Below are 11,090 nucleotides of genomic sequence, written 5' to 3' on the forward strand. Positions count from 1 at the left end.
CGGTGACGTTCGCCGCCGTTCCGAGATCACGCGAGCGAGCGCTTGCGGGCGCGGACCCGATGCGGGTCGCGACCGCCGCGCCGCCATTGGTCGACATCGACTTGCCGTCCGGCGCAAGCGTGTAATCCCATGTTCCCAGGCTATTGGTGTAGGTCAGGACGTTGCCGGAGCAGGTCCAGGTGCCCTGCGTGCAAGCAGGGTGCTCGCTGCACAGGGCCCGGCCGTCGGCCATGATCGAGCCCCTGTTGCCGCTGCCCGAATGCCGCCACTCCCCGATGAACTTGCCGGCACAGCTCGATGGTGGAGCGGCTCCGGCCGGCGGGATGGACGTCAGCACCAATGTACCGGCGATCAGAAATCTCATATTGGTCCCCAACCTTGAAATCAGGTTGCCACGACGGCATCAAATGGGTCGAGTGGCCTATACGGATGCCGCACCGCGGCAGCGGAATGAGCTTGCGAGAGGAGCCCCCATGCGCCGCCCCCGGACAATCAGCAGCTCCAGAGAATAAGCTCCAGAGAATATGGAGGCAAATTTGATGACGAAAGCCGCCCCGGCGCAAAAGCGATCCTGGTTCACAGATTTCACGCCGCGATTCCTTCCGGCAAGCCTGGGCACAATGCTGGCTTTGCTGCTTGGTGGCGGCGTCGTCCATGCGGGCTGCCCGAACGACTACCACAGGCTGGACGACCGCGCCGAGCAGGCGACGGACGCCTTCAACCGCGCCGATGCATCAAGCCGCTGCGTGACAGCGCGAGGGCTCGTCAAGGTCGAGCAGATGCTGTTAGGTTTCGTCGAGCAGCATCAGGTTCAGTGCGTGCTGGATCCGGAGTTCGTCGAGGTTCAGCAGCGACGTTTGCGGAAGGCCGAGGCTGCTCGAAACCAGGCTTGCAGCCGGTAGGCCGCCGTCAAGTCCGGCCCGAGCAAGCGCCGGCCGAGCCGGAATGGCGTTGCACCGCGCGGGCCTATTTCAAAAATCCTCCTCCGTTTCAGCTTGCTCGAGCGCCTGTGCGATCGTGAAGCGGCCGCTGTCCCCCGCTTCGATCTTGCCGCGATGGAAGGCCACGATGTCCGCGAAAGGGTATCCGAGATCCTCGGCGGTCAGTTCTGATGCCAATGCCTCGGCAGCTTCCCAGCGTTGCGCTCGCCGAAGCACGTCGAGCAGCAGCAAGCGCGTGTCGATCGATTTGATCGGGCGTCCTTCCAGATGCGCGGCCGCGTGCAGCCGCAACGTGAGCGCTTCGGACGACTGAGCTTTGTCGTCATCCGCGACCCAGGCGGCGCAGAGCGTGTTCAGGAACGCGGATCTCCTGTCGCCGTAATAGGCGTCCTGCGCCGCGCGAACCAGGAAGCGGCGCGAGGCCGGGTCGGCCAGAGGATCGAGGCACGCGGCCTGGAATTCCGGCGTATCGACGAAGCTGCGTGCCTTCGCGTCGCCCTTGTCGATGCTCGGCGCGACGTAGCCGCAAAAGGGACATTCCTGCAGCCAGTCCGCGACGGTGACGCGGAACATTCCCGGCGGGCGCTGATCGAGATCCGGTGAGCCCCAAGAGTTCGAGCCCATGAGCTCGCAATGCTCCGATCTCTTGCCGCAGCAATAGCATCTCCGAATTCGGTCCATGTAGCTCGTCATGTGAGATCTAGCGCGATGCGCTCCATCTTTTTCGCAGGTTGCGGCGAAACGTCTCCGACGCCTGAACGAGTTTTTCCAGCACGCCTTCGCCATAGAGTACGGACTTGTTGCCGGCGTAATCCATGATCTCGTGGCGAAAGATCGGCGACCTGGCGTCGAGGAAATTCTGCAGCAGTTCGAAGCCTCTCTCCAGCACGGGCTCCGTGGCATCCGATCCCGCATCCGCGTATCCCACGGCCAGCTCCGCGAGAATCCAGAGCAGGGCCGCCGCATCCTCGCCATAGGTCCGCTCGTATACCGAAAGCAGACGTTGCAACAGAGGCTCTGCCGCCCGGAATCGCCGGCAGTCCACAAAGGCGCGTATCATCTCTTCGAGGGCGACCTGCACTTCCAGGCTATCAGGTCCAAATCGCTTCTCCAGCATGCCGAGGCCACGCTTGAAAGCGGCGACGGCCTCATCGATGCTTTCCCGGCTGCTGCCAGATCTTTGCCGCGTGCCCGCATTGGCGAGGACAATCGCGGTGGCAAGGAGGCACCTCGCGACCTCCTCACTCCGCTTTCCGAAGATCTTCTGTTTGAGGCTGAGGCTGCGTTCGAGATCCGCTTTGGCATCAGCCCACTTCTTCAGGCGCGCGCTCGTCTCGGCGAGCAGGCCTACCGCGGCTGCCACCTCGGCGCTGTGCGCGCCATGGATCTTTTCCTTGATGGAAATGCTTCGCTCCAGAAGCACTCGGGCCTTCGCATATCCCCCGCTCGATGCGTAACCCATGCCGAGCGACTCGCATTCCTCGGCAACCTCTCGATTGTCTTTGCCATAGATTTCGGTCTTGATCGCCAGCCGCCGCAGCTGAAACGGCTCGATATGCTCGAAGTCGGCGCCACCTGCGTGACCGATCCACTTATCGAGGTCGGGTAGCACGGACCTTGGCCCATGCAGGCTTTCGACGATCGAGACGCAGCGTTCGAGAAAGGGGGCCGCATCCACGGGATCCTCATATTGGCAGATCACCCGGACCAGCGATCTCAGCGCCGTTGCCACCTCGTCGCTGACAGGCCCGAAGCGCTTTTCCAGTCCGGCAATGTGTTCAAGATGACGGGGGGCGTAGAAAGACGTCATGGCCGGCCTCAACCTCCGCCCCGATGAGGCGCCTTCGCCAACATGGACAATGCCGCGATCTCCTGGTTGCTGTGTCGCTCCAACATGGACGGCAAGCGCCAAAACGCAAGAGCCGATCGCCTCAACCGCAATTCGCGCTGCTGGCCGGTCTCGCGGCTGGATTGTGTCGCCAGGTAGGCGAGATGCCTCGATGATCGGGAGTTTCTTCGGCGGTCTTGCCACGGCCGGCACTTCGGCTTGACCCGCGTGGGGCCGCTCGCAATATGGCTACATCGGTGCCGCCAGCGCGCGCCACGTTGGAGGCGTGTTGATGCCGAAACTCAAGCGGATGCTCTTCATATTGAGTATCGTTCTTGCACCTGTTGCCGCTGCGGCATCCGATCGTGCGGATCTGCTTGCCGATCAGGCATGCTTCGATGCCATCTACCGTCTCGCAAGCGAGAACGGCATGAAGCCGACCTCATCATTGGGCGCAGCTCTTGTCAGAAGATGCAACGGGCATCCGCACCGATACGTGTGCGAAGCAGTGTCGAATGCGGTGGTGCAAGAATATGGCAGCAGCCCATTCACTTGCGGCTCCAACACGGCGGATTCAGTGCCGCTGATCCTGCCCCCTGCCGATTCAAACTCGCCGGACGCTGGGAAGCAAAAGAACTAGTTCTGGAGCAAGCTGCCCAGTCGCCCCTCTCAATTCGAGCTGTCGATCAGGCTCTCCAGCAGCCTCTTCAGCTCGCTCGTGGACTTGTCGCCGTAGCTCTCCAGGATGTGCTCCTCCTGGTCCACCGCCAGCGAGTTGAGCTTCCGGCTCAGCACCTTGCCGCGGTCGGAGATGAACATCAGGACCTTGCGGCGGTCGCCCGGATCCTGCACGCGGTAGACCAGCGTGTCCGAGACCATGCGGTCGATCATCTTGGTCAGCGTCGGATGGTTGAGCAGCACGGCGTCGGCAAGCTCGCCCATCGAATGGCCGTTGCCATCCGACAGCACCTTCAGGATGCGCCACTGTTCGACCGGCACGCCCTCCTTGCTCAACCGCAGCTCGAGCTGCCGGTTGATTTCCCGGTTGGCTTGCGCGAGCAGGTAAGCGAGGTGTTCGGTGATCGGGGTGTTTTCTTTCGACGGTTTTGCCACGGCTAAGACTTCGTCTTGACCCAAATGAGTGAATGTCTTGCAATCAATGCTGCATCTATATGCACTTCAATTGTTGAATATTCAATATTTTCAAAATAGGATCATTGCCCAACAAAAGGGCGGAAGCCGCGGCCGCCTGCCCAATGTGCTTTCAGGTCTGGTGTCAGACAGGAGTTGGCGTGCGCGCGACGGTGAACTTCCCGGCTCACGGCGGCCCGGCGTTGCCGCCGTCCTTGCTGTTCAGGAATCTGTCCTCCGCGGCGGCGGATGGTGCGTCGTCGCCGAGCGATCACGCGTCCTTCAGGCGGCGGGGCGCCAACAAGCTGCGTGTCGGCGGCTTCATCTGCTGCACAGGTTCGCCCGGGATCTGGGGACCCTGCGCGACCAATAGCGCGAAGCTCGCCGTCGCCGAGATCAACAAGCGCGGTGGTATCCTTGGCCGCGAGATCGAGCTTTCGGTCTACGACGCCGGCGGGCCTCTCGATGAGGTCCTGAACCGCGCCGAGCAGGCGATTGCGTTCGACGAGGTCGATCTGATCGTCGGCCTGCACACCAGCGCGGTCCGCGTCGGCTTGCGAGATGTCACCACGCGTCATCGTATCCCCTATATCTATACGCCGGTCTACGAAGGCGGCGAGCGGACGCCTGGCGTGATGGCGATCGGCGAGACGCCGCGCTGGCAGAGCCGCCCCTCGATCCACTGGCTCGCCGACGTCAAGAAGGCCAAGCGCTGGTACCTGATCGGCAGCGACTACGTCTGGCCCTGGCAATCGCACCGCGCGGTGAAGAACTATATCAAGGAGACCGGCGGCCACGTCGTCGGTGAGGAATTCGTTCCCCTCGGTGAGGACAATCACGAGCCGCATCTGGCGCGCATCCGCGCTGCGAAGCCCGACGTCGTGTTGATCTCACTGATCGGAACCGACAGCAGTACCTTCAATCGCGCCTTCGGCGAGTGTGGCCTCGGCGCCACCACGCTGCGGCTTGCCGGCGCGATGGACGACACCGTGCTGCTCGGCATCGGCGCCGACAACAGCGAGAACATGTTCTGCGCCTCGGGCTATTTCACCGGCACCGGCGCGCGCGCCAACGACGACTTCCAGAGCCGTTATCACGCGGTGTTCGGACCGAATGCGCCGCCGATCGGGTCGGTCGGACAGTCGAGCTACGAGGGCATGCGCTTCCTTGAGGCTGTCGCGAACAAGGCCGGCTCGTTGTCGATGGGTCCGATGCTCGTGGCCGGCCGCAACATCGTCTACAGCGGCGCCCGCGGTCCGGTCACAGTCCGCGATGGGCGCGCGCGGATGCCGATGCATCTCGCCGCGGCCGATGGCCTCGACTTCAAGCTGATCAAGCCGCTCTGACCTCGGCGCGGCGATCCGCTCGCGCCCCATCGCAAAATAATACTTGAAAAGGAAAATATTTCCGTTTTGAATGTTTGGGCAAGGCCGGTGGTGCGTGCGTCGCGCCAAGGCGGCCGCGTTCGAGGACCGTTCCAGGGAATCGTTTCGAGGATCGTTTCAAGAAACTTCAGGAGAGCGCCGTGACTGTTGTCCTTCCCACGCCAGCCCAACTTCGCAGCGTCGCCGAGCAGTGCGGCCTTTCGCTGACCGACGACGATGTCGCCTCGTTCCGCGGCCTGATGCAGGGCTCGATCGAGGCCTACAATCTCGTTGCCGCGATGCCGGACGAGGTGCCCGAGGTGAAATATCCGCGCACGCCGGGCTATCGGCCGTCGGCCGAGGAGAATCCGCGCAACGCCTGGTATCGCAAGTCGACCGTGAAAGGCGCGGCCAGCGGCAAGCTCAAGGGCAAGACCGTCGCGCTGAAGGACAACATCATGCTGGCCGGCGTGCCCATGACCAACGGCTCGTCGACGCTGGAAGGCTATGTGCCCGATTTCGACGCCACCATCGTCACGCGCATGCTGGATGCCGGCGCCGAGATCAAAGGCAAGGTGCATTGCGAGCACTTCTGCCTGTCCGGCGGCAGCCACACCGGCTCCTACGGGCCGGTGCACAATCCGCACAAGATGGGTTATTCGGCCGGCGGCTCGTCGTCGGGCTCGGGCGTCGTGGTCGCGCTCGGCGAGGTCGACATGGCGATCGGCGGCGATCAGGGCGGCTCGATCCGCATGCCGTCCTCGTTCTGCGGCATCTACGGCATGAAGCCGACCTGGGGTCTCGTGCCCTATACCGGGATCATGCCGATCGAAATCTATGTCGACCATACCGGCCCGATGACTGCGACAGTCGCCGACAACGCGCTGCTGCTCGAAGTGCTCGCCGGCGACGACGGCTACGATCCCCGCATCAAGGCGCCCAAGGTCGAGGAGTACACCAAGGCGCTCGGCCAGGGCGTCAAGGGCATGAAGATCGGCATCGTCAAGGAAGGTTTTGAGCAACCGACCGCAGAAGCTGCCGTGAACGAAAGCGTGCGCGAAGCGGCCAAGCGCTTCAAGGACCTTGGCGCCAGTGTCGAGACCGTCTCGATCCCGATGCATTTGTTGGGCGGCGCGATCTGGACCCCGATCGGCACCGAAGGCCTGACCCAGACCATGATGTTCGGCGATGGCTACGGCCTGTCCCGCGGCGATCTCTATTCGACCTCGCTGATGGATTTCCATCGCGGCTGGCGCCGGCAAGCCGACTCGCTGTCCGAGACCACGAAATTGTTCATGATGCTCGGCACCTACATCAACAACAATTTCGGTCCGCGCTTCTACGGCAAGGCGCTCAACATCTCGCGGCGCCTGACCGCAGCCTACGACAAGGCGTTCAGCGACTACGATCTGCTGCTGATGCCGACCACGCCGATGAAATCGACAAAGCTGCCGGAGCCCAATGCCAGCCGCGAGGACTACGTCGCCCGCGCGCTCGAGATGATCTCCAACACCGCGCCGTTCGACATCACCCATCATCCCGCGATGTCGTTGCCCTGCGGCATGGTCGACGGTCTGCCCGTCGGCCTGATGCTGGTCGGCCGCATGTTCGAGGAATCCACCATCTACCGCGCCGCCCATGCCTTCGAACAGATCGGTGACTGGAAGAAGATGTGAAAGAGGCATTGATACGGGCGGACGGAACAGCAACGCATGGCTAACGCGTTCGTCGCAGCGTTCGAGATCCTGAGCTTCGGCGCGATCATCGTCCTGATCGTGCTGGGGCTCGGGATCATCGCGAGCATGATGGGCATCTTCAACTTCGCGCAAGGCGAGTTCGTCCTGCTCGGGGCCTACGTCACCTATCTCGCCTATGCCAAGGGACTGCCGATCTGGGCCGGTATGGTCGCAGCGCCTTTCGTGGTCGGCGCGCTCGGCTTCGTGCTGGAGGCGCTGATCATCCGGAGATTCTACGCCGCGCCGATCGTCGCCATGCTCGGCACCTATGCGCTGGGTCTGATCATCCGTGAATCCGTGCGCGGCCTGATCGGCGGCTTCTATCTCACGGTGCCCGAGCCGATCGGCGGCTCGATCGACATCGGCGCCATGCACATCTCGGCCTGGCGCTTCACCATCATCGTGATCACGCTATTGGTGATGGGCGGCTGCTATCTGCTGCTGTCGCGGACCAGCTTCGGCTTGCGCATGCGCGCCACGCTGGAAAATCCGTCGCTGGCGCGCGCTTCAGGTATTTCCACGCCGCTGATGTACGGCGCCACCTTCGCGTTCGGTTCCGCGCTCGCCGGCCTTGCGGGTGCGCTGATCGTGCCGGTGTTCAGCCTCTATGCCGATCTCGGCCTGCGTTTCCTGATCCAGGGCTTTGTCGCGGTGATGGTCGGCGGCGTTGGCTCCTTCATCGGGCCGGTCGCAGGCGCCGGCGTCATCGGCACGCTCAGTGCTGCGCTGCCCTGGGTGATGGCGCCCGTCGTCGCCGACGTGCTCGTCTTCGTCCTTGCCATTGTCTTCATCAAATTCCGCCCGCAGGGCCTCATCGCTGGAAAAGGGGTTTAGTCACATGTTCGATCGCACTCAGCTCTCTCGCCGCCGTTTTCTGTCCAATTTCGCGTTTGCATCCGGTGCGGTCGCGACCGGGGTCGGAAGCTGGGTGATCCCGGCGCCCTGGGCCAATGCGGCCGAGGCCCCGATCAAGGTCGGCATCGCCACCGACCTCACCGGTCCGATCGCCTATGCCGGCAACGCCGACGCCAACGTCGCCAAGATGGTGATCAAGGAGATCAACGCCGCCGGCGGTCTGCTCGGCCGTCCGCTCGAGCTCTACATCGAAGACACCGCCTCCAACGAATCCGTCGCCGTCGGCAACGTGCGCAAGCTGATCCAGCGCGACAAGGTCGACATGGTGCTCGGCGGCATCACATCATCGATGCGCAACGCGATCAAGGACCCGATCGTGGCGCGCGGCAAGACGCTGTACATCTATCCGCAGCTCTATGAGGGCAAGGAGTGCACGCCCTATCTGTTCTGCACCGGGCCGACACCGGCGCAGCAATGCGACGAGTTCATCCCATGGCTGATCAAGAACGGCGGCAAGAAGTTCGCGCTGCCGAGCGCCAATTACGTCTGGCCGCACACGCTCAACGTCTACGCCCGCAAGGTGATCGAGGCGAACGGCGGCGAGGTCGTGTTCGAGGAATATTACCCGCTCGACCAGGTCGACTTCTCCGCGACCGTCAACCGCATCGTCTCCAACAAGGTCGACGTCGTCTTCAACACCGTCATTCCGCCCGGCGTCGGCCCGTTCTTCAAGCAGCTCTATGAAGCCGGCTTCCTCAAGAACGGCGGGCGTCTCGCCTGCGTCTACTATGACGAGAACAAGCTCAATATTAACCAGGCCGCGGAGATCGAGGGACTCGCGAGCTGCCTCGATTATTTCAAGGTACTGACCAAGGAGAACCCGTTCGACGCCAAGATCCAGGCCGCCTACGAGAAGGATTTCCCGGGCAACTTCCTGTTCGCCGCCGGCAGCGCCGCCACCGGCACTTATCGCGGCCTGAAGCTGTGGGAAGCCGCGGTGAAGGAAGCCGGCAAGATCGATCGTGAGGCGGTCGCAGCAAGCCTCGACCACGCCAAGATCGCCGAAGGTCCCGGCGGACCTGCCGAGATGGTGCCGGGCAAGCGGCACTGCAAGATGAAGATGTACACCGCGGTCGCCAAGGCCGGGAACTACGAGATCGTCGCGCGCAGCGAGGGTCTGGTCGATCCCAAGGAATGCTGAGGCGGAATGCTGAAGTCGATGAGTGTGGTAAGAGAGGCCATCGCCGGCGACGAAGCGGACGACGGGATGGCTGAACGCGTGGCAGCGGGACAGGCCGGGGAACAAGTCAAGGCAGGACGTAAAGTCCTGCCGATCGTGGAGGGCGTCGTGCTTGTCGCGGCGCTGCTCGCGCCCCTGGTGCTGCAGGACTATCTCACGGTGTTCGCGACGCGCGTGATCATCCTGGCGCTGTTCGCGCTGTCGTTCGATCTGGTCTGGGGCTATGCCGGCATCATGAGTTTTGGCCAGGCCCTGTTCTTCGGCTCGGCGGGCTACGGCGTGGCGCTGCTCGCGCGCGACCTCGACATCACCAACATCTTCCTGGTGCTGCCGGCGGGCACCATCATCGGCCTCACCTTCGCGCTGCTGCTCGGCGGCTTCCTGCTGCTGGGCCGGCATCCCTCCAGCGTGATCTTCGTCTCGCTGGGCACGCTCACGGGGTCCTACGCCGCCGATCGTCTCGCGCGCGGCTGGTACTATCTCGGCGGCCAGAACGGCATCCCCTCGATCGCGCCGATGTCGTTCAGTGGTTACGAGTTCACCGAAGGGCCGGCGTTCTATTATCTCGTGCTCGGCATTCTCGTCGTGGTCTACCTGCTCTGCCGCTTCCTGGTGCGCTCGCAATTCGGCCTCGCGCTCGCCGGCCTGCGCGAGAACGAGCAGCGCATCGCCTTCTTCGGCTACAAGGCGCAGCACCTGAAGGCGATCATCTTCACCATCGGCGGCGGCGTCGCCGGGCTTGCCGGCAGCCTCTACGCCTTTCACGAAGGTTTCGTCTGGCCCAACATGGTCGGCGTCGTGGTCTCGACGCAGGTGGTGCTCTACGTGCTGTTCGGCGGCTCCGGCACGCTGATCGGCGCCGTCATCGGTGCCGTCATCGTCGAGGGCGTCAGCTTCTGGCTGTCGGACAATTATCGCGACATCTGGCCGATCATTCTGGGCCTGTTGCTGCTGCTGGTGATCCTGTTCCGGCCGCTCGGCCTGATCAGCTTTGTGCTCGGCGAGCGTGAAAGGGTCGGCAGCTTCGGTGCCAAATCCAGGGGGAACGTCAAGGAGAAGCGCAATGCTCCTTGAAGCCGCCGGCATCAAGAAGATCTTCGGCAAGCTCACCGCGCTCGACGGCGCCGCACTCACGGTCGGCGAAAACGAGTTCCACGGCCTGATCGGCCCGAACGGCTCCGGCAAGAGCACGCTGATGAAGTGCATCGCCGGCGCCGAAGTGCCGACGCAGGGAAAAGTCTCCTTCGTCAACACCGACATCACCGCGTTCACGCCGACCGAGCGGGCGCGGGCCGGCATGAGCCTGAAATTCCAGATCACGTCCGTGCTGCCGTCGCTGACGCTGTACGACAACATCCTGCTCGCGCTGCAGGCGCAGTCTTCGCTGTTCGACCTCGTGTTCTCGCGCACGCGGGCCGCGCTGCACGACCAGGTCATGACCATGCTGAGGCAATTTCGCCTGGCCGATCGCGCGTTCGATGCGGCCGCCGCCCTGTCGCACGGCCAGCAGCAATGGCTGGAGATCGCAATGGCGCTCGCGGGCAAGCCGAAATTGCTTCTGCTGGACGAGCCGACCGGCGGCATGAGTCTGGAGGAGCGCCGCGTCACCGGCGAGTTGCTCCAGCCAATCAAGCAGCATTGCTCGCTGGTCATCGTCGAGCACGACCTCGATTTCATTCGCGACATCTGCGACCGCCTCACCGTGCTCGACCAGGGCAAGGTGCTGGCGTCAGGCACCGTGTCCGAGATCCAGGCCAACCCATCCGTCCAGGAGATCTATCTGCGCCGTGCCTGAATTTTTGGACATCAAGCATCTCGACGCGGGCTATGGCAGAAGCCAGGTCCTGTTCGACGTCACCCTCGGCATTCCCTGGCGTGGCGGCGTCGCCGTGCTCGGGCGCAATGGCGCCGGCAAGACCACGCTGATGAAGACCATCGTCGGCGAGCTGCCGGCGTGGAAGGGCGAGGTCGCCTTCGACGGCCGCGACATCAGCC

General features: G+C 63.4%; 13 protein-coding genes. 9 read left to right on the plus strand and 4 right to left on the minus strand.

What is annotated here, in order from left to right; translation table 11 throughout:
• Positions 1-364 (minus strand): hypothetical protein (locus MOV75_RS13690; RefSeq protein WP_247005953.1); only part of this gene is annotated, 364 nt, incomplete at its 3' end.
• Between the two features lie 175 nt (positions 365-539).
• On the opposite strand from MOV75_RS13690, the gene MOV75_RS13695 reads away from it, so the two are divergent.
• Positions 540-902, plus strand: a complete 363-nt coding sequence (locus tag MOV75_RS13695) for a hypothetical protein (RefSeq protein WP_247005955.1) — start codon at positions 540-542, stop codon at positions 900-902.
• Positions 903-971: 69 nt separating this feature from the next.
• Here the strand turns inward: MOV75_RS13695 and MOV75_RS13700 are convergent, their stop codons facing one another.
• Both MOV75_RS13700 and MOV75_RS13705 read right to left on the minus strand, forming a co-directional pair.
• A complete protein-coding gene (locus tag MOV75_RS13700; RefSeq protein WP_247005957.1) occupies positions 972-1,565 on the minus strand; it encodes a hypothetical protein in 594 nt (197 codons plus the stop codon).
• A 76-nt stretch (positions 1,566-1,641) separates the two neighbouring features.
• Entirely contained in the window at positions 1,642-2,751 is a 1,110-nt protein-coding gene (locus MOV75_RS13705; RefSeq protein WP_246920826.1) for a tetratricopeptide repeat protein, read from the minus strand.
• Positions 2,752-3,061: 310 nt separating this feature from the next.
• Here MOV75_RS13705 and MOV75_RS13710 point away from each other — a divergent pair, with 310 nt between their 5' ends.
• Positions 3,062-3,409, plus strand: a complete 348-nt coding sequence (locus tag MOV75_RS13710; RefSeq protein ID WP_246920824.1) for a hypothetical protein — start codon at positions 3,062-3,064, stop codon at positions 3,407-3,409.
• A gap of 29 nt (positions 3,410-3,438) precedes the next feature.
• On the opposite strand, the gene MOV75_RS13715 is transcribed toward MOV75_RS13710, so the two are convergent.
• Positions 3,439-3,882 (minus strand): MarR family transcriptional regulator, encoded by a 444-nt coding sequence (locus tag MOV75_RS13715; protein ID WP_212079529.1) that lies wholly within the window; start codon positions 3,880-3,882, stop codon positions 3,439-3,441.
• A gap of 179 nt (positions 3,883-4,061) precedes the next feature.
• Between MOV75_RS13715 and MOV75_RS13720 the strand changes: the two genes are divergently transcribed.
• The 7 genes from MOV75_RS13720 to MOV75_RS13750 form a co-directional block, all read left to right on the plus strand.
• Positions 4,062-5,246 carry a substrate-binding domain-containing protein gene (locus MOV75_RS13720; protein WP_246920823.1) on the plus strand — a complete coding sequence of 395 codons (1,185 nt, stop codon included), beginning with the start codon at positions 4,062-4,064 and terminating at the stop codon, positions 5,244-5,246.
• A 179-nt stretch (positions 5,247-5,425) separates the two neighbouring features.
• Positions 5,426-6,940: an amidase gene (locus MOV75_RS13725; RefSeq protein WP_247005959.1), complete on the plus strand. Its 1,515-nt coding sequence runs from the start codon at positions 5,426-5,428 to the stop codon at positions 6,938-6,940.
• 36 nt (positions 6,941-6,976) lie between these two features.
• On the plus strand, positions 6,977-7,834 hold the full coding sequence (locus MOV75_RS13730; RefSeq protein ID WP_246920819.1) for a branched-chain amino acid ABC transporter permease: 858 nt from the start codon (positions 6,977-6,979) through the stop codon (positions 7,832-7,834).
• 4 nt (positions 7,835-7,838) lie between these two features.
• On the plus strand, positions 7,839-9,056 hold the full coding sequence (locus tag MOV75_RS13735; protein WP_247005961.1) for a substrate-binding protein: 1,218 nt from the start codon (positions 7,839-7,841) through the stop codon (positions 9,054-9,056).
• Positions 9,057-9,062: 6 nt separating this feature from the next.
• The gene (locus MOV75_RS13740; RefSeq protein WP_247005963.1) at positions 9,063-10,169 is read left to right on the plus strand and encodes a branched-chain amino acid ABC transporter permease; all 1,107 of its coding nucleotides are present in this window, start codon (positions 9,063-9,065) and stop codon (positions 10,167-10,169) included.
• Positions 10,159-10,890 carry an ABC transporter ATP-binding protein gene (locus tag MOV75_RS13745; RefSeq protein ID WP_246920812.1) on the plus strand — a complete coding sequence of 244 codons (732 nt, stop codon included), beginning with the start codon at positions 10,159-10,161 and terminating at the stop codon, positions 10,888-10,890. The genes MOV75_RS13740 and MOV75_RS13745 overlap by 11 nt, the downstream gene beginning before the upstream one ends.
• A partial coding sequence (locus tag MOV75_RS13750) for an ATP-binding cassette domain-containing protein (protein WP_247005965.1) occupies positions 10,883-11,090 on the plus strand: 208 nt, incomplete at its 3' end. The genes MOV75_RS13745 and MOV75_RS13750, both read left to right, overlap by 8 nt.

It is taken from the genome of Bradyrhizobium sp. PRIMUS42 (assembly GCF_023006515.1).
Lineage (GTDB): Bacteria > Pseudomonadota > Alphaproteobacteria > Rhizobiales > Xanthobacteraceae > Bradyrhizobium.

What these genes read in the sequence shown, in the direction of transcription:
- MOV75_RS13695 (WP_247005955.1), top strand. Translation starts at nt 540, where the DNA reads ATGACGAAAGCCGCCCCGGCGCAAAAGCGATCCTGGTTCACAGATTTC.
- MOV75_RS13700 (WP_247005957.1), bottom strand. Translation starts at nt 1,565, where the DNA reads ATGGGCTCGAACTCTTGGGGCTCACCGGATCTCGATCAGCGCCCGCCG.
- MOV75_RS13705 (WP_246920826.1), bottom strand. Translation starts at nt 2,751, where the DNA reads ATGACGTCTTTCTACGCCCCCCGTCATCTTGAACACATTGCCGGACTG.
- MOV75_RS13710 (WP_246920824.1), top strand. Translation starts at nt 3,062, where the DNA reads ATGCCGAAACTCAAGCGGATGCTCTTCATATTGAGTATCGTTCTTGCA.
- MOV75_RS13730 (WP_246920819.1), top strand. Translation starts at nt 6,977, where the DNA reads ATGGCTAACGCGTTCGTCGCAGCGTTCGAGATCCTGAGCTTCGGCGCG.
- MOV75_RS13735 (WP_247005961.1), top strand. Translation starts at nt 7,839, where the DNA reads ATGTTCGATCGCACTCAGCTCTCTCGCCGCCGTTTTCTGTCCAATTTC.
- MOV75_RS13740 (WP_247005963.1), top strand. Translation starts at nt 9,063, where the DNA reads ATGCTGAAGTCGATGAGTGTGGTAAGAGAGGCCATCGCCGGCGACGAA.
- MOV75_RS13745 (WP_246920812.1), top strand. Translation starts at nt 10,159, where the DNA reads ATGCTCCTTGAAGCCGCCGGCATCAAGAAGATCTTCGGCAAGCTCACC.